A 17,833-nucleotide genomic window follows, 5' to 3' on the forward strand; every position below is an offset into this window, starting at 1 on the left:
TAATAAAATAGTTGTACCGACTTTTGTGCAAAAAGTCGTACATACTGTAACCAAGCCGGTTGTGAGTTTAGTACAAAAAGCATATACAGCATATCGTACTGAATATGATACTGTTGAGACTGAGGAAATTGTTGAACATGTACTAACTGACGTTTCATACAAATACAAAGTCGAGCAGGTAACTGTAAATGAAATCGTTGAAGAGCGAATCGTTACTCCACTCAAAGACAAGATCGGTCTTGCTCTGAATTATGTGAAAAACCTACCAAGGATAAAATCAAGTCCAAGCAATAGAGGTTTTGGTGACATATTAAATTCGTTTGGACGAGGCACACCTTTTGATGGTTTGCAAAAACCTTTTCGCAATATCCAAATGAGTTTGCAATATGAGATGCAGGCAGTTGATGATCCGAGCAATGCAAATAATCAAAATGTAGTTGTGCAAAGGTACAACTCTTTCATAAAAGCGATGAAGCTGATTGCATACAATGGTGTTCTGGAAGGCTGATGAAACTGGTGTGTGGGCTTTTGATACGAATTTCGGGCAACTTGGAGAATATATCCCAGCAGAAAATGGTGATCTTATACTGGAAAATGGTACTTATCGATCATTAACACAAGAAGAAATAGAAACTGGAACTAAGGGAGAATACGTATGGCAGCATGATAATACTATCAGATTACACAAAATTGCTTATAGCACCCTGCGGACAACTAATTATGCAACAGCTTATCGTCTTACAACACAAAATGCAGAAAAATAGAATTATAAAGTTACTGCTTGCCATGATTCTTATACTTCTTGCTTCATGCGCTCCGCTTAAGCATAATTTAACGATAGAAGTATCATTTGATCATTTGCTTGCAGATCAGGAAATTGAAGAGGCGAGTCTTAGCTGTCAAGTTATACCAAAATTTGACTATAAAAATGAAATCATTGGCAATATCTCACCTTCTTCTCCAAATAGTTGGTGTGGAATAAAAGCAAATAATTTACCACTTGCAATAAGGGACACAAAAGTACTACTTGATTTTCATATTACTCCCTCACCTCAAACTATTGAATTCGATTCAGAACCATCGCCAGCATATGATTCCCCTATGTTATATCTTAAAATAAATGGCGAGTCCTATCTTATTGGTACAGAAAACACGGAAAATAATTTTTGGAAAACAAGAATAACACTTCGATAACTGTATTTTATCCTCTCATCTAATCATGACATTTGAAACATTAAATGAGAGAGCGAATCTTACAACAATATAATAGAAAACTTTTTATCCTCGTTTCATGAGATTAAATAAATCCAACCAACACTGGCTTGCCTGGCAAGACGGCAAGACCGTGAAAGAGATGCAGAAGGTTGTGTGGGAAACCCAAAAAGAAAAGGGGTATGAAAAAGGTATTGCTCGTTGGAGAGAAATTGGCAATCCTTCGAACTTTTGGGATCCTATAGAACGAATATTTAAGCCTGTAAAAATTATACAATGAAAGTTGTCCAAGTTTTCTTATTGATTAGTTTTGTACTTTTTATTGGCTGTGCCAATAGTAATGGTAAGGAACTGTATGACAATGGTAGTCAAGAGTTTTGTGATACGAAGAAAGGGTACTGTTTAAGTGCAGAAAAAACATTCTGGGGTATTGGTGCATGGCAAGAATCTGTAGGTATGAGTGGACAAGTTGTGGAACATCTCACATCCAATGATGTCAGTATAGACTCTCAGCTGTTTACATCGATTGAAATCCATCACTCACCACCCTCCTGCGGCGCAACCACCACCGGTGTTGTTGATGGGACGGTAGTTGAAGGAGTTGGGAATTACGCAATCTGGGGCAAGGTGTTTGAAGAAGAAAAAGCTCCATTCAGTACATACGGTGATGCACTTTGCGACTATCCCAATGTCCCGGAATGCAATAAAGATGCCGACTACCAAAATTGCATGGCTACTAATATTGGAGCCTACGCCTTCTGTTCCAAACAAGATGAAAAACGTGTCGTGATTTGCATTTCACAGCAAACCGATGATCCGAAAATGGCAGAAGAAATTTTCAAAACATTTAAGTGGATAAAGTAAAAATAATATATTAAAAACATCAACACTATATTTCGACATGTTTACACTTCGATATCTCGACAAAATCACTGTGCAAGGTAAGACACAGGCAGTCGAGGTGTTTGAGCTAAAAGGTGCTAAATTCGTGGTCTTTTGAGTGGCTGCTTTGTTTGTCTTTTTGCCATTTAGTATGTATAGCCCTTCTTTTGTCTATGTCATGGAATTTTAAAGTTGTTTCAGTTAGGACTGTTCCGGATAAATCAGGAAGCTCGCTCGCTTTGCGGCGAGCTCGCTTAAGTTGCCATGTTCTTAGACTTTTTTCTATAGAGTTTCCGATTATACCGGTTAGTAAAAATTCTATCATTTTACTTATAACGAATTTCCCTTGTCTGACTTTTTCTGTATTGAAATTTGGATTATGTAGATATTGAGATACCCAATATTTGTTATTGGCTGCGAGGTCTTCGATAGAGTCTGTGTTTCTGGCATATACTATGCGTAGATTTTTGAGCCAGTATGTGAAATATACATCCTCTTCAAATGCTAGTCGGTGTACGTCTTGATCCGCGGCATCTACCATGAAGCTCAGGCAAAAACGTTCTTTGATCTTGTTGCCATGTCGGCGAAGACCGAGCATATGTGTTATGAGTGTGACAAAGGTTCTACCTGTAAATAAACGACCACCACCGGTGACGATAAATAAATCAATGTCGCTTCCTTCTTTTGCGGCATTGAATCCAAGTGTATTACAAACACCAACTAATTCTAAAAATGGGCATAATTTAAAAACCCACGACCACCTGTTTGTTTTTGCTATTAGTTTTTTATTGTATTCAGTTCTATCTTTGGTTGCAGTTCCCTTTAGCCTGATTGCTATACCTTCTTCTCTTTCAGATGTTTCAATTATACTACCGGCTTCCAGCGACTTTAATGCATTCATGAGTTCTTCTTCACTTCTATTTGCCGATGTTAAATTTTCTCGATATAGATTCTCAAAAAGTTCTTCAACAGTTAGAGCTTTTTCAAATGTATTGAAAAATGCCAGTGTTGCGATGATTTCCTTTTCGAGAATGTTCATATGCTATATAGTTCCGACAGTTTTATTTCTATACCAATATACAAAAATGCCTGACAAAAAGACAAAGGAAAAACTTGACGCAATTCTAAAAAGTCTTCCATTGACACCAGGAGTGTATAAATTTATAGGAGAAGATAAGGTTCTTTATATTGGGAAAGCAAAAAATCTTAAAAATCGCGTTAAGACTTATTTCGGAAATGATGATAATCGCTCACAGCGTCTTAAGAAATTATTGGAAAAGGTAGAAGATATTGAGTTCATAGAAGTTGATTCTGAACTTGAAGCGTTTATTCTTGAGACAAATCTTATAAAAGAGCTTCATCCGAAATATAATGTTTTGATGAAGGATGATAAAAATTATGCGTATATAAAAGTCACTCAAAATGAAGATTATCCCCGTATTGAAGTTGTGCGTCAGATGGAAAAAGATGGCGCAAGATATTTTGGGCCAAAAACTTCAGCGACTTCTGCTCGGGAGATGGTGGATTTACTTCACAAACTTTTTAGATTTAGAAATTGTAAGCTTGGAATTTGTGCGGTAAAAAAAGATTCAGGTTATCTGCGGGATGATGATGAAAATATAAAAGTTGAAGTTACGAATAAGGTAGTCAGTTATCCATGCCTTGAATATCATATAAAGCGTTGCGATGCTCCATGTGTTGGTCGAGTTACACCGGAAGAGTATAAGAAAAATATTCTGGAGATCATTGCTTTTTTAGAGGGTAAACATGATACGGTGACTGAGTATTTGAAACAAAGAATGGACATAGCAGTTAAAGATAAAAATTTTGAGTACGCAGCGCGTCTCCGTGATAAATTTTTGGCTATTGAAAAAGTTCAAGAAAGGCAAAAAATATCAGAGGCGAATTTTGAAAGTAGAGATGTGATTTCATTTGTTATTAGAGCTGAGAGTGCATTTTTCAATTTATTTGTCGTAAGGGATGGTAAGCTAATTAATCAAGAAAATTTTGTTATTGATACCAAATTAAAAGGATTAGTTGATCCTAGAGACAAAGAGCTACGAGTTGAAATATTAGAGAGATTTATGAAGGGTTATTATGAGAATACCGGCGACTTGCCAAAAGAAATCCTTGTTTCCGAGGAAGACATAGATATGAGTTTTCTTGAAGAATGGTTGTTTATGCAGGCTCAATTTAAGGTTGCTATTCATGTACCAAAAAAGGGTAAGAAATCAAAGCTGCTCGAGCTTTCACTTAAAAATGCAGAGAGCTTTGCGAAGCAATGTCAGGTCAAATGGGACACTGAATCAGCTAGGACGGTTGGTGCATGTACAGACTTAGCTGAAGCTTTGGAAGTTGCAGATAGCAATGGCGAAATAATACCGCTTAAGCGTATTGAATGTTTTGATATTTCACATATATCAGGCCATGAGACCGTGGCATCTATGGCTGTTTTTGAGAATGGAAAGCCGAAAAAAAGTGATTACCGGCATTTTACTATTAAGACACTTGGTCAAGGAGATATCGATGATTTTAAGTCTATGGAGGAGGTACTCGCAAGGCGGCTCAGATATCTAAAAAATCAATCTGTGTCAAAAGTTGATTTATTGATGGCATCGTGGAAGGGTTACAAATTACGTAAAGCAAAAAAAGATGAATTAAAAATAGTAAATGAGTTTAAAAATAAAGGTGGATGGAATAAAGCTTCGGATGTAAAAGGGTATTTCTTACTTGAAGATCCTGATGTGAAAATAGTTGGGCTTTGCTGCCTTGATGAGAAGGCGGTTACATTTATACCCCCTAGTTCTGTAAAAAAAGTGAAAAATACTGATAATGTTACTCTTAAGAGTAACGTTATCCATCATCTTAAGAACGTGTATATAGATGAGAATGAGCGAGGGAAGGGGCTTGGACGTTTTATGATTTCAAAAGTACTTGGTGAAATCGATGCACCTGTTGTCTATATAGTGACAGGTGTTGAATTGCAGAAATATTATGAAGAATTCGGGTTTATGTCTGTTCAGAAGAAAAGTGTGCCGTCTGAGCTTGAAGATTCTATCGAGGCTTGTGAGAAAAAATATTCAGGTGTCGTCGTTATGCAATTTGATAAAGAAAAAATGTATTCTAAATATGGCCAATTAAAAACAAAAAGTGTACAGGCTGATGGATCTGACGTTATGGAATTCAGTGGGGGGATTTTCAAAACTCAAGTTCATCGTTTGCAAGTTCAGGTTTTGGATAAAAAAGGTGCTTTTATTTCAAATATTGAAATAAGTAATGCGTATAAGGGTAGGGGGATTGAATTTGAAGTTCTTGAAAAAGTTTACAAAGATATAGATGCTTCTACTTTTTATATTGTGTGTGATGAAAAAATAGCTGAGGAGTATTTGAAAAATGGATATGAAGAGATCAAAACAGCTCCTGACGCAGTTTTGAAAAATGTTGGTAAAGGCGATGTGATCCTTGCACATTACAAATCTCACCAACAAAAAGCGGATGCATCGTTTAGTTCTTTTCCTGATTTGATTGTAATAGATGGTGGTAAGGGGCAGCTATCTAGTGCTGTTAAGGCCACCGTTGATAGTGGGGTGAATGTTCGCCTTTGCTCACTCGCAAAAAAACAGGAAGATATATATGTCCCTGGTACATCTGACCCGATTCATCTTGAGAAAGATTCAAATGCTCAATATCTAGTACAGAGAATCCGTGATGAAGCACATAGATTTGCAATTACGCACAATCGGGCCAGACGTGAAAAAGAGATGTTGAAGTAATGATTTTATTATGACTTTTTTTATGACAAAACTTAAAGAATTTATCGACAAATATTTTTCTTACATTGTTTATGTGATATTTTTTTTAGTTGTGATTGTTCAGTACAGTCGGAGCTCAGGCGTATTACTAGAGGATGGATATATAATGCTTCATTATGTTCAAAATATTCTTGCAGGAGATGGTTGGGTGTTTAATATTGGAGAATACTACAACTCGGCTACTTCCGTATTACAAGTATTACTACATGTTTTTCTTGGTGGTGTTTTTGGAGTAAATAATTTGGTTGTAATAGCACATATGGTTTTCTTTATATGGATGTTTTTTTGTGGGGTTTCTATATATTTATTCCTAAAATCTATAGACAGATATGTCGCTATGTTTGCAGCACTTGCCATCTTGGTTTCATCGCATATGTATCAAATTGGTATGGAGCATGCTATGAATATGACTTTTCTTTTTTTAGCTTTATATTCTTATAAAAATAATAAATATAGGGCATTATATATTTTACTTTTGTTATTTGTATTTACTCGTTTTGAAAATATACTGATAGTTCCATTGTTTTTTGCATCTCTTTATTTTACAAAGAAGCAGAATATAAAAGAGTTGTTTGTAGGTTCACTCTATATTTTTATACCTTTAGGGATTTGGTTAGCTTGGTCTTATTTTTATTTTGGTGAATTTTTACCTCAAACGTTGCAAGTAAAGGTTTGGCAGGGTGAAAGTGGTCGATGGGGTGAGGGGTTTATATATTTAAAATCTTTATTTGAATATTTAAAAAATGGTTTTGGAGCCGTACCTTCAACTATTGGATCCCTAATTTCAATTGTACTTGGTTTGCTTAGTTTTTTTGCAATTTATAAGAAATTTAATGTGAAAAACTTGGAATTCTTGATTCTATTTGTATTTTTGGTAATGCATACGTTTTTATACGGAATTATATTTAATGTTCCTGGTTATTTTTGGTATTATACTTTATTTGTGGTCACGATTATTTGTTTTGGTTTTGTTGGTGCCTTTTCTATCGCACATAAAGATCGAAAAATAAGTTATATTTTTATAGTTATATTATTTATCCCATTTTTATATAATTATATTGTTATTTTCTCTTCGCCTATAAATGATCCACGAATTAATAATTATCATGAGGTGGCTGATTGGCTAAAATATAATACTTCACCAGATTCTATTTTATTACATGATGAAGTTGGTGCGATTGCATTTTATTCGAAGCATAGAACTCTTGACACTCTTGGTTTAACTAATCCGCAATATTTACCTGCTTTGAAGAAGGGACAAGTTGGTTTGTTTTGGGTTTTTGTATTACCAAAATATAGTGAGGCTTATTATTTATCACTTAGTAAAGATTTGGTTGATGACAATACAAATGTTGCTTATAAGACAAAAGATGGCTCAATTTTTTTATTAAAAATGGATAAGGAGCATTTTTTATATCCAAAATCAGATCAAATTTCTTTGTTTAATTTTGATTACAAGCTTGATGGCCCGAGTAAATCATATGGTCAACAAATTGTTAATTTGCAGCCAAGTGGGCTCATTTGTCCTTCATTTGTAATGAAGGCTGGGCTTGATGCGTTTTCATCCGCTCATTTAAATGTTGTTGGATTTGATAAAACATCCCACTACTCATTGTTATCTTTTTATAGCGTTTTCCCATTGGTAGCTTTGCAAAATCATACCGATGGTAATTTTGTGCTGGTGAAAATTATTTATGAAGATGGGGAAATTAGTGAATACAATATCGAGCATCGAGTTGATATAAATACTCTTACTCAAAATTTTATGCGTTTTGATTTAAAAATTGATAATTTGAAACTTCTTAGATCAATTGAAGTTCACCCATATGATAAAAATACAACTATGGATTTGTGGTATATGTGTAATCCCGTTTTAAGTAAATGATATTTCAATTTGCGTGCTAGTGTTTAACTATGTCATTATATGTTCCGCAACTATTAACAATAATTATATGCTTAAAGATACGATACAGTCAGATATGATAAATGCTATGAAAGCGAGGGATGAAGTGACGGTTAGGACACTTCGGATGGTAAAGGCCTCGATTATGAAATATGAGACTTCAGCTGAAAATATGGTAGCTGATGACGCCAAGGTTATTGGGATTTTGAAAAAAGAATTAAAACAGAGGCAGGATTCGATTCAGCAATTTGAAGCAGGTGGTAGGGAGGATTTGGCTATTTCTGAAAGAGAAGAATTAGCTGTACTTGAGAGATATTTACCAGAAGAAATGCCGCGTGAGCAAGTTATTGAAGTGGCTAAGGCCGTTATTGCACAATTCAACGCTACTTCAAAGGCGGACTTTGGTAAAGTTATGGGTCCTCTTATGGGTAAGTTAAATGGGCAGGTTGATGGCTCGGTGGTTAAAGAAGTACTTGAAGAACTTTTATCTTAAAATTATTATTTTATAATCAAATTACTATGGATGCATTTATCGTTTCTATAATGGGTATTTTCTCGTTTTCACCATTTCTCTTGATTGCGCTAGTCATGATGGTGAAGCAGATTAATGCGTATGAGCGTGGAGTTATGCTTACTATGGGTAAGTACACCGGTACGAAGCAGCCAGGTTGGCGCATTGTTATTCCTGTTTTTCAACGTATGATTAAGGTCGATATGCGTGTGCAAGTTGTAGATGTCCCAGATCAAGAGGCTATCACGAAGGATAATATTTCTATACGAATCAATGCTGTTATTTACTACAAGGTAACAGATGCCGCTAAATCATTTTTGGAAGTACAAAATTATGGTTGGGCGGTAAGTCAGCTCGCTCAAACAACAATGCGTAATGTAGTTGGTGAAGTTACTTTGGATGATCTTCTTAAGAATCGTGATGACATTGCAGATAGTATTAAATTGATAGTAGATAAAGCTTCTGATCCATGGGGAGTTTTCGTTGCAACTGTGGAATTAAAAGATGTAGTTCTTCCTGAAGATCTAAAACGAACTATGGCAAAAGAAGCTGAAGCTGCACGTGAGAAGAGGGCGGTTATTATAAATGCGTCAGGAGAGAAAGAAGCTGCGAAAGATTTGGCTGCTGCCGCAAAAATGTTGGCAGCTGCTCCGGGAGCTCTTCATTTGCGTACTCTACAATCTATCAATGATCTTTCTTCAGATCAGTCTAATACTACGATTTGGATGGTTCCAGTCGAAGGGTTGGAGGCTCTACGAGGTATTGGATCTCTTGTAAAAAAATAGAACGGTTTGCTCTTGTTCTATTTAGGTCTATTAAGTAATATTCGTTGTGCATTTTTGCACAGTAATATGTCTTTGCCGTTGTGGCGGAACTGGTATACGCGCACGACTCAAAATCGTGTTCCCTCGGGAATATGGGTTCGATTCCCATCAACGGCACCACGCACCGCGCGAATGTAATGAGCTTGCGGATGCGCATCAGGAGCGAAGCAACTTTATCCTAATATCTTATGTACAACAAAACCTATATATCAGGATTGTCAGTTGCAGGCGCTATTAGTACCTTGGCTTGGTTTATGGTTGTTCTAAAATTAGACCCATTTGAATCAACAGCTCTTGCACTCTCACTTTTTTTTATAAGTTTGTTCTTTTCTCTTCTTTGTATTTTCACTCTTATCGGTTTCTATGTACGGCGTTTTGCAGATAAAGGTGAGCTTTATCATTATCATATGTCCGTATCTCTAAGACAGGGCATACTGCTTGCAGTATGTGCTGATGTTAGTTTATTCCTTCTTATGCTCGGCCTTCTTACTTGGTGGTCAGGATTATTGCTTGTTGCGATAATAACCTTGATAGAGTTTTATATGACTAAGTCGGAATCAAACTAAAATTCGTAATCGAAGTGTCGAATTAATTTCATATTTGATGGTGGCCAAAGCGTAATAAATGCTTTACCACTTATTACATCCGGAGATATGAATGCAGATGGATCATCCGGTTGACACTCGCCAAAGCTCTGAAAACAACGCCTTGAATCGCTAGAGTGTGCACGGTTATCTCCCATAGCGAAGTATTTACCTTCCGGGACGTGAAATGTTCGTAGGTTTTCTCTTGCTACTTTGGTGTTACCGTAATTAGTGCTATTTAAATATGTTTCGTTTAATTTCATTTCCTCGCCGTCCTTCGGAGTTATGTAAACAAAATTGTTATTTTTTATTTTTATTGTATCTCCAGGTATACCAATGATTCTTTTTATATAAAATTGTTCGCTGCTGTCCGGTTTGAATACAATAATGTCACCACGTTTTGGTGATCCGATTAAATAGCTGAATTTATTTATCAACATGAACTCACCGATAGTACCTCCGGTTGGTACGCATGCACCATCTATGAAATTTAGAGTGTCACACATAGAAGGGCCGCTCACTTGAAATGGTGATACAATAAAGCTTCTTATAAGAACTACAAGTAATCCTATTATGACAATATTCAATATTAGATCAAATACTGCTTGTAAAGTTTTGTTTTCAGTTTTTTTCATTTAGTTTTGTTTAGAACGCCCGAGGATATTACATCCTAAATGGATCATTTACAACGCAAGTTATCTCTAGTATAATCCATCTGTCTAAAAATAAACATAACACGCAAGGCGCAATCGCTTGCCTTGCGAGATTATAAGGACGCAAAGCGAACATTATTATGGTATTAAGTAATTTTCTTTTCACGAATTATCTAGAGGATGGCGAGGATGTCATGCTTGTTTGTCATCGGCATATTTGGACTCATCGTACGGTTTTGACAAAGGAGTTTCTGGTAGGAATTGTACTTCCAATTATATTTTATTTTGTTTATCCACCATTTCTTTTATTGTGGGGAGCATGGTTGTTCATCGGACTTGTACGTTTTATTTATGCGATAGCTGATTGGTATTATGATGCATGGTTGGTGACAAATATGAGTATTGTGGATGTTGAATGGAATGGTTTTTTCAATCGTCAGGCGAGTCGGATTGAATATCATACGATTGATGGTTTGCAATACACTATTCAAGGGTTTTGGCCTACAATTTTAAATTATGGAAATGTTCAAATCCAGCAGATTGGTGGTGCTATAGTCGTGGAAATGAAGGACGCTATGAATCCTCGCGCCGTTGAAAGAGGTATTTTGAGAGTACAAGAACAAGTAATCAATGATAAAAGCCGTCGTGAGCACGAAGCTCTTAAGGATATTCTGGCTGGTCTTGTGCAGACGAATATGAGGAAGTAGAATAGGGGTGGTTTTATTATATTACTCAGTAATATTGGCTACGATTTAATTGTTTTATATGTCAGAAAAATATGAAGTAGTGGTGGGGCTCGAGATTCACGCTCAGTGCAATACTAAGTCGAAGATGTTTTGTGGATGCGATAATGATTCTTTTGGCAAAGAACCAAATATAAATACATGTCCGATTTGTATGGGGTTTCCCGGCATGTTGCCGGTGGTGAATGCGCAGGCTGTGCAAAAAGGTATCAAAGCCGGCTTGGCACTTGGTTGTAAGATTCCGAGATTGTCTCAATTTGATCGTAAAAATTATTTTTATCCCGATCTGCCAAAGGCATATCAGATTACTCAGTTCGATGAACCTGTTGCAGTTGATGGTGAGGTGGAAATCGAGTTACAGCCGGATACAGATGAACATGGAAATCCTAGTGGCGATCCTATATATAGAAAAATTGGACTTGAGCGGCTTCATCTTGAGGAAGACGCGGGTAAATTAACTCATACTGCGACTGGTACACTTTGTGATTATAATCGTTCAAGTACTCCACTTATGGAGATAGTATCTAAGCCGGATATGAGAAGTATAGAAGAGGCTTCCGCATACGCGCGTGAAGTTCAGCGAATCGTCAGATATGTTGGAGCGAGTGATGCTGATATGGAAAAAGGTATGATGCGTTTTGATATTAATGTATCGCTTCGTCCATTTGGGCAAGAAGAGCTTGGAACAAAAGTTGAAGTGAAAAATGTAAATTCATTTAGATCTTTGGAACGCGCATTGGCATATGAAATCAAACGTCAATCAGAATTATTGGATGATGGTAAAGCATCTGATATTGTTCAAGAGACGCGTGGTTGGGACGATGAAAGAGGTACTACAGAATCTCAAAGGACAAAAGAAGGAGCTTCAGATTATAGGTATTTCCCGGAACCGGATCTTCCGCCCTTGATAGCGGAGGAGAGTATGGTCAGAGCTTTAAAAGCTGAATTACCAGAACTTCCGGTTGCAAAAAAGAAACGTTTTATGAGTGAATATGATTTGAATTTTGAGTATGCCGGAATTTTGACAAATGATTCGGAGATAGCGGACTTTTTTGAAGAAGCGGTAAAAGTTGCAGGAGGAGGTTCTGATGTTGCTTCTAAAGTTGCAAATATGATAACGAATGTAATCAGCGCATTTATGGAGACTGATAGAATTTCAATTTCCGATGCAAAACTTTCAGCCGCAGACCTTGGTGAGATCGTCAAAATGATGATCAATGGTGAAATATCAAGTACTGCTACAAAAGAAGTAATCGAAGAGATTTTCAAAAATGGAGGCACTCCAAATCAAGTTGTTGAATCAAAAGGCCTCAAACAAGTTTCTGATACAGGACTTATTGATGAACTTTGCAAAAAAGTTATTGAAGCAAATCCATCCGTCGTTGAAGAAATTAAATCAGGCAAACCTCAAGCCATCGGTTTCTTGGTTGGCCAAGTTATGAAAGACTCCAAAGGTCAGGCTAATCCTGCAATGGTAAGTCAGACTTTGATTGGAATGATTGGATAGACATTATTTGCATTCAATTCGCTTTTGTTCTAGAATTACCGTTGTAAAAACAAAAATTTAAAAAACTCACTCATGGAATTAGTAAGTATGTTATATATCGTATTGATTGCAGCGATCATTATTTTGACTGTTTTGCTTGCGTTTGTGTTGATCTATGTTTTGTTTATTCTTCGTGATGTAAACAAAATCACAGAAACGACCAAAGATACTGCAGAGAAAATAAATACATTTGTGCTGAAACCTGTAATGTTAACACGAGAGCTTGTGAAACATGCGAAGCCTATTATTGAAGCTATTGAAGATAGAATGGCGAGTTCAGCAAAAAAGAAATCAAGTACTAAGAGTAGTAAGTCTAAGAAGTAGTATTGTTCTTATTTGAGAGTAATACTTTGATTGGAAATACAATTACTGCATTAAATATGCGTTTTATTCTGCGTGGCTCTTGGATTAGGCGGTAGAGCCATTCGAGGCCGAGCCTTCGAAGAAGGCGAGGGGCTCTTTTGCGGGCTTCCGCTATAAAATCAAATGCACCACCTATACCTATTGAGAGTTTCACAGATGGCAATGCTTTTAAGTTTTTTGAAATCCATATTTCTTGCTTTGGGAAATTCATAGCTACGAGCAAAAGATCCGGCTTAGTTTTTTTTATTGTAGCTATACATTCTTTTGAATTTAAATTATCCGTGTAAGATCCTGCAATATTTGCATGTTGTTTTTTTGCGTATGCGACTACTTTTTCACTACTTTTTTTTGATGCTCCGAGAAAAAAGATTGAAAATCCTTCAGTCTTACTAAGTTGTATGAGTTTAATTGTTAGATCAGTACCGGTTACTCGTTCCTTAATTATGAAATCTGTCTTATTAATTGCTTTTAAGAATTTTGACGCGTACAAAAGTCCAATTCCGTCAGGTATATTTAGACTGCTCTTATTGAGGATTGCTTGGTAAGATTTATCCTTTGCTGCCACTAGCGTTATTTCCGGATTTGGAGTAGTGAAATAATGCTGACTCTTGCCATGCAAAATATCGATGGCTTTTTGAGTTGATTCCTCAAAAGTGACTTTGTCGATGCGTGTGCCTAGGATGTAGAGGGATTTGTTTTCCATATACGTGTCAGTATATATACATATTATCTTAGATTTATCAGTACAGTATTGTCTTAATTCGCTATTCCATGCTATAATTGTAATATTATTATATGAAAAATTTCAAATGAATATGCAATCTGGGAAATTTGATAGTAGTGCGCAAAAAAAAGCAACTTTGGAACATATCAAACGTATCAAAAAACATGTGCAAAAAAAACAAGAAATAGATCAACGTCGGGTTGAGTATAAAGATACACAATCCTTGCTTGATTTTAATAACTTATAATGTATGGGAGATGATTTTGATGACAATTTGGATGGTGAGGCTTTTGAGGAGTGTCATGATGTGGCGAGAGTAAGGCCTCGAGACTCTTTTGATGATATGGAAGATGTGGCTGAGCATAGTGCACAGGTGCTCGTAGAGTTAGATCACTTGAATCAGAGTAATTTAGAACTGTATCAGTATGCAATCGACAATGGTTTAATTACTGAGGAAGAGATAATTTTTAATGTTGCAGAAGCTCTTGGTATACGACTTTCTTATGAAGATAAGGGTTGGTTTTTTCAAGGTGTCGCTGATGCTTTTTCTGATAAAGGTACTGATATTGGAGCTGTAGCTGCAGAATTGTACGTAAATCCAGGAGCTACTATTGGATTTATTTGGCAGCGTTGGAAGCAAGTTTTGAGTAATCCCTCTTTTTTGTGGGGTCAAGGTAAGCAAACCATTAAACAGTGGTGGCAGGCTTTTACCTATGAAAATGGAGGTAATGCAGGACATCAGATTGGATATTCATTTGGTATGGTTTTAACATTTTTGCCAACGATGATTCTTGGTGGTGGTGTTTTTTCTTCTTCTGGATGGGTTGCGAAGGCGGGAGTTGCTTCAGGGGCTGGCGTTGTTTTTACTGGGGCTACAGCACCTTCTATCTCTGCAATGGCAACCCCTGAATTACGTACGCCAGAACGAATGCAGGATGAAGTAGCTCAATCGCTTGATTATTTTTTTTATAGTCATTCTCAAGTTCCGGCTGGAGTAGAGATGAAAGTTAGACTTATGATGGGAATAATTGCTCAAGATATTGCTGGTTTAAGTTTGGAGGATAGAGAGAGACTGTTTTCTTTGTATACTAAAATCATTTTAATTAAGAATGTGGTGGAGGGTGGAAAAGATCTTATTGAGGAAAAGGACCTTACAGAAACTTTGGATATTGCCATTAGTGGAGCTGGCCTTGTGAAAGACCCATTAAATCAGGATGATATTACATTTCTTTTAACAATTAGTATTGATGCAATTTATGCCTTAAAAAGAGTCGGTGATGGTACAGAGTTGATATTCGATGATGAAGATATATTTCGTATTCTTGACGTTTTTAGTATACCAGTTTGGCTTCTTCGAGGGGATTTTTTAGATGGAAAATATTTTGAACAGGTGGCTGAGCGGCTTGAAGATGTTAAGGGGCGTATTCCAGATTTTCGTGCAGTGGGGGACGCTATGCATGCTACAGAGCTCATTGAGAGAGTATATGATGTTGAAACGGATACTATTGATACTACTCGTTTTAATGAGTTGTTTAGTGAGCAAATGGCAGATAAGATATCTGCATTGGTTGGTACTTCTATAGACGAAGATAAAGTGCTTGATGAGGGAGAGCGTGCAGCATCTCATAAAATTGCAGATAAAATTCATGATTTGGTAGTTACTTATTCATATGCGGAATTTGACCGTTTGAGATTTGATGATGGGCAAAAAATTCCTAAAGATGATTTTATTGATAGGTTAATGGATTTTGAAGTTCCTCATATTGAAATTGCAGGTTATGACAGTATATTTGTCTTTGTTAAGAAATATATGTTTACTTCTCCTGATGAATATGTGGAGGAATTAGATGAAATTGAGGTGACAGGCTCTGGTGTTTTGTATAGAGAGTTTCTTGGTGGTGCAGATACAGCACTAATTGAGCGTGCTCGAGAATTAAGATACATAGGGGATGGTGTCGACGAAATGTTGAGTGCGTTTGCGTCATCTTTTAATCCTGAGATGCTTGGTGCTAGTGCAGGTATTGTTACTTTGAAAAATCGCGTGAAAGATGGAGGGAATTTGTCTAAAGATGATGCGAAGGTACTTTTAGTTGATGAAGACTTTTTGACAGATGGAGAATTTAAAAAATTTGATTTCGTTCCTGTAGGTTTGGAATATACTCCTACTTTAATTGTACTTTTGTATCTTCTGGTGATTGAGTCTAGGCATGAAGAGTTGTCGAATAAGTACCGTGCTGAACTGGATGAAGCACATATAGAATTAGTGGTCACTGGTATGACTCCAGATGAGGTGCGTGAAGCGCGTGCAGAGTTGCGTCTTATGAAGGAGGAGAGGGAGAGAATTGCTAAAGAGCGCAGGGGGCGATTTTTTCGATTATTTGCATTTTTGCAAAACCAAAAGTTGCCACCTAAATCACTTTTATATGAATTTGCTGAGGGGTCACACACCGCTGCGCAGCATGAACTGTGGCGCATTAAGAGACTGAAGCGCATTGAAGAGATTGTAAAAGAGATTTAGATGACTGGCTTGGGCTTGCTGAAGATTTGGAGTAATAGGCGTAAGATCGTACGGATGTTTTTAATTCTCTTATCTCTACTAGGCGTTTTAAATCATTTTTTTACACACGAAGTATATATTAAGTGAATCTTTTTCCGGAACCTTTTTACCGTTTTTTTCGTGGATTACGTCGATAATTTCAAAATTTTGATTTGAGAGTAGGGCGGTCACTTCTTTTTCTTTGAAGGCATAATAGTACCTATTTCGCTTATTTAAGCCCTTTTTCCAAGGTATGAAGAGGTCTCGAGGGTGCATTAGGCCAAAAGTAAATATAGAGAGGAGTAGGGCTTTTTTTCGAGGAGCAGTGTATTTGCTGTTATAGAGTAGGTTCCATACGGAAAATATGAATATCCCATCTTTTTTTAAGGTTTTAGAAACCTCTTTTATCGCTTGGGATCGCAGTTTGTTGGAGGGTAGGTGGTGCAAAACAGCGATACTTATGATCGTATCAAACTTGGAAGAGGAGGGGATAGAGGTGAAATTCCCAATTTTGAAATGTATGTTTTTTGAATTTTTATTTTTTGAATGCTCTTTTTTTGCAATTTCTATAAGATTTTTCGAAATATCAATGCCTGTATATGATTTGTATTCAAAGAACTCAGCCGCTCTACCATTGCCGCAACCTATGTCAAGAATGTCTTTTTGTTTCCCAAAATATTTTTTAAAGAGCTTCCAGCTCTCCCATGGAGCTTGTCTTGTTTCCGAAAAATTATCAGCGATTGCGTCATAGTCTCTGCGAACTTTTCTGATTATGATTTTTGAAAGTATGTTTAACATATATTTCTACACTTTTTGTCAATTCTTTATTGCGCATTCTCATAGTCTAGACCCTTACACTTTATCACAGAATTTGGTATAATACATGGATTTAATAAAAAAAATGGGTGTTGAAAAGTTAAATAATCAAGCGAGTGAGGAGGGTACTGATCTGCCGAGAGATTTTAACATGCCTGAGTGGCTCAAAACAATCGAAGGTTTATCAGAAGCAGAGGGGAAAGGTATCCGCAAGGAGGTAATTGCTATAGCAAAGAAATCTCGAGGTAAAAGGGAACGGTTCTCATCTTTGTTTGAAGATCATGATGGATGGGAAAGAGAATTTGGTAATATGGAATATGATCCTAATAAATCTATAGGTTAAATTTTTTATACAATGACGACTTTGACTAGAAATTTTTCGGCAGAACAATTACATGAATTTTTCAGGCTCTTGCAGTATTCGACCATGTCAAAGGCGGAGAAGAAATGGTGGGTTGGTCTACTTCCAGAAATGAATCAAAGTCAATTCAACACACTGAGTGATATCTTAAGAGAAGAAGTCGATAAAATGACTAACTTGAGTCTAAAAGTTACTCAAATGAGAAACGATAAGTCTTAATTTAAGGGATAAGGGAATTTTTTGCGGGCTGATGTTATGAATTTTCGAGTAAATAATGCATCATCTTTTGCTTCCTTTTTTTCGCCAATCCTCTGTGAACCCCCAGCTTGCCTTTCCAGTGTGCAAAGGAACCATCACAGCTGT

Annotated in this window: 21 protein-coding genes and 1 tRNA gene; 18 read left to right on the top strand and 4 right to left on the bottom strand. The window is 36.5% G+C overall.

Annotated features, from left to right (window positions below; all coding sequences use genetic code 11):
• The 5 genes from Q8P68_02800 to Q8P68_02820 all read left to right on the top strand — a co-directional run.
• The coding region (locus tag Q8P68_02800) for a hypothetical protein (GenBank protein ID MDP4008097.1) at positions 1–508 on the top strand (508 nt) is incomplete at its 5' end.
• On the top strand, positions 489–764 hold the full coding sequence (locus tag Q8P68_02805) for a hypothetical protein (protein ID MDP4008098.1): 276 nt from the start codon (positions 489–491) through the stop codon (positions 762–764). The genes Q8P68_02800 and Q8P68_02805, both read left to right, overlap by 20 nt.
• The gene (locus Q8P68_02810) at positions 751–1,194 is read left to right on the top strand and encodes a hypothetical protein (protein ID MDP4008099.1); all 444 of its coding nucleotides are present in this window, start codon (positions 751–753) and stop codon (positions 1,192–1,194) included. The genes Q8P68_02805 and Q8P68_02810 overlap by 14 nt, the downstream gene beginning before the upstream one ends.
• A 97-nt stretch (positions 1,195–1,291) precedes the next feature.
• Positions 1,292–1,492, top strand: coding sequence for a hypothetical protein (locus Q8P68_02815; protein MDP4008100.1), 201 nt, complete (start codon positions 1,292–1,294; stop codon positions 1,490–1,492).
• Positions 1,489–2,076, top strand: a complete 588-nt coding sequence (locus tag Q8P68_02820) for a hypothetical protein (GenBank protein MDP4008101.1) — start codon at positions 1,489–1,491, stop codon at positions 2,074–2,076. The genes Q8P68_02815 and Q8P68_02820 overlap by 4 nt, the downstream gene beginning before the upstream one ends.
• A gap of 106 nt (positions 2,077–2,182) precedes the next feature.
• On the opposite strand, the gene Q8P68_02825 is transcribed toward Q8P68_02820, so the two are convergent.
• Positions 2,183–3,133: a hypothetical protein gene (locus Q8P68_02825; GenBank protein ID MDP4008102.1), complete on the bottom strand. Its 951-nt coding sequence runs from the start codon at positions 3,131–3,133 to the stop codon at positions 2,183–2,185.
• A 46-nt stretch (positions 3,134–3,179) separates the two neighbouring features.
• Here Q8P68_02825 and Q8P68_02830 point away from each other — a divergent pair, with 46 nt between their 5' ends.
• The 6 genes from Q8P68_02830 (at position 3,180) to Q8P68_02855 (ending at position 9,710) form a co-directional block, all read left to right on the top strand.
• On the top strand, positions 3,180–5,867 hold the full coding sequence (locus Q8P68_02830) for a GIY-YIG nuclease family protein (protein ID MDP4008103.1): 2,688 nt from the start codon (positions 3,180–3,182) through the stop codon (positions 5,865–5,867).
• Between the two features lie 22 nt (positions 5,868–5,889).
• The gene (locus Q8P68_02835) at positions 5,890–7,791 is read left to right on the top strand and encodes a hypothetical protein (GenBank protein ID MDP4008104.1); all 1,902 of its coding nucleotides are present in this window, start codon (positions 5,890–5,892) and stop codon (positions 7,789–7,791) included.
• A 67-nt stretch (positions 7,792–7,858) separates the two neighbouring features.
• On the top strand, positions 7,859–8,302 hold the full coding sequence (locus Q8P68_02840) for a GatB/YqeY domain-containing protein (GenBank protein MDP4008105.1): 444 nt from the start codon (positions 7,859–7,861) through the stop codon (positions 8,300–8,302).
• A gap of 26 nt (positions 8,303–8,328) precedes the next feature.
• Positions 8,329–9,105: a slipin family protein gene (locus Q8P68_02845; GenBank protein MDP4008106.1), complete on the top strand. Its 777-nt coding sequence runs from the start codon at positions 8,329–8,331 to the stop codon at positions 9,103–9,105.
• 74 nt (positions 9,106–9,179) lie between these two features.
• A tRNA-Leu gene (locus tag Q8P68_02850) sits at positions 9,180–9,264 on the top strand.
• A 68-nt stretch (positions 9,265–9,332) separates the two neighbouring features.
• The gene (locus tag Q8P68_02855) at positions 9,333–9,710 is read left to right on the top strand and encodes a hypothetical protein (GenBank protein ID MDP4008107.1); all 378 of its coding nucleotides are present in this window, start codon (positions 9,333–9,335) and stop codon (positions 9,708–9,710) included.
• Here the strand turns inward: Q8P68_02855 and lepB are convergent.
• Positions 9,707–10,363 carry a signal peptidase I gene (lepB, locus tag Q8P68_02860; GenBank protein MDP4008108.1) on the bottom strand — a complete coding sequence of 219 codons (657 nt, stop codon included), beginning with the start codon at positions 10,361–10,363 and terminating at the stop codon, positions 9,707–9,709. The two genes, Q8P68_02855 and lepB, sit on opposite strands and share 4 nt — an antisense overlap.
• A 158-nt stretch (positions 10,364–10,521) precedes the next feature.
• On the opposite strand from lepB, the gene Q8P68_02865 reads away from it, so the two are divergent.
• The 3 genes from Q8P68_02865 (at position 10,522) to Q8P68_02875 (ending at position 12,994) form a co-directional block, all read left to right on the top strand.
• Entirely contained in the window at positions 10,522–11,088 is a 567-nt protein-coding gene (locus Q8P68_02865) for a hypothetical protein (protein ID MDP4008109.1), read from the top strand.
• A 58-nt stretch (positions 11,089–11,146) separates the two neighbouring features.
• Entirely contained in the window at positions 11,147–12,631 is a 1,485-nt protein-coding gene (gene gatB / locus Q8P68_02870; GenBank protein ID MDP4008110.1) for an Asp-tRNA(Asn)/Glu-tRNA(Gln) amidotransferase subunit GatB, read from the top strand.
• A 72-nt stretch (positions 12,632–12,703) separates the two neighbouring features.
• The gene (locus tag Q8P68_02875) at positions 12,704–12,994 is read left to right on the top strand and encodes a hypothetical protein (protein MDP4008111.1); all 291 of its coding nucleotides are present in this window, start codon (positions 12,704–12,706) and stop codon (positions 12,992–12,994) included.
• Here the strand turns inward: Q8P68_02875 and Q8P68_02880 are convergent.
• The gene (locus tag Q8P68_02880) at positions 12,984–13,736 is read right to left on the bottom strand and encodes a WecB/TagA/CpsF family glycosyltransferase (GenBank protein ID MDP4008112.1); all 753 of its coding nucleotides are present in this window, start codon (positions 13,734–13,736) and stop codon (positions 12,984–12,986) included. The genes Q8P68_02875 and Q8P68_02880 overlap by 11 nt on opposite strands.
• A 112-nt stretch (positions 13,737–13,848) precedes the next feature.
• Between Q8P68_02880 and Q8P68_02885 the strand changes: the two genes are divergently transcribed.
• Positions 13,849–14,004: a hypothetical protein gene (locus tag Q8P68_02885; protein MDP4008113.1), complete on the top strand. Its 156-nt coding sequence runs from the start codon at positions 13,849–13,851 to the stop codon at positions 14,002–14,004.
• Between the two features lie 3 nt (positions 14,005–14,007).
• The gene (locus Q8P68_02890; protein MDP4008114.1) at positions 14,008–16,275 is read left to right on the top strand and encodes a hypothetical protein; all 2,268 of its coding nucleotides are present in this window, start codon (positions 14,008–14,010) and stop codon (positions 16,273–16,275) included.
• An 87-nt stretch (positions 16,276–16,362) separates the two neighbouring features.
• Here Q8P68_02890 and Q8P68_02895 read toward each other — a convergent pair whose 3' ends face one another.
• A complete protein-coding gene (locus tag Q8P68_02895; GenBank protein MDP4008115.1) occupies positions 16,363–17,091 on the bottom strand; it encodes a class I SAM-dependent methyltransferase in 729 nt (242 codons plus the stop codon).
• 103 nt (positions 17,092–17,194) lie between these two features.
• Here Q8P68_02895 and Q8P68_02900 point away from each other — a divergent pair, with 103 nt between their 5' ends.
• Together Q8P68_02900 and Q8P68_02905 are read left to right on the top strand one after the other, a co-directional pair.
• Positions 17,195–17,452, top strand: coding sequence for a hypothetical protein (locus Q8P68_02900; GenBank protein MDP4008116.1), 258 nt, complete (start codon positions 17,195–17,197; stop codon positions 17,450–17,452).
• A 12-nt stretch (positions 17,453–17,464) separates the two neighbouring features.
• A complete protein-coding gene (locus Q8P68_02905; GenBank protein MDP4008117.1) occupies positions 17,465–17,689 on the top strand; it encodes a hypothetical protein in 225 nt (74 codons plus the stop codon).
• Positions 17,690–17,833 lie beyond the last annotated feature (144 nt).

The sequence above is a fragment of the Candidatus Peregrinibacteria bacterium genome, assembly GCA_030700255.1.
In the GTDB taxonomy this organism is placed as follows: Bacteria; Patescibacteriota; Gracilibacteria; order UBA1369; family JABINC01; genus JABINC01.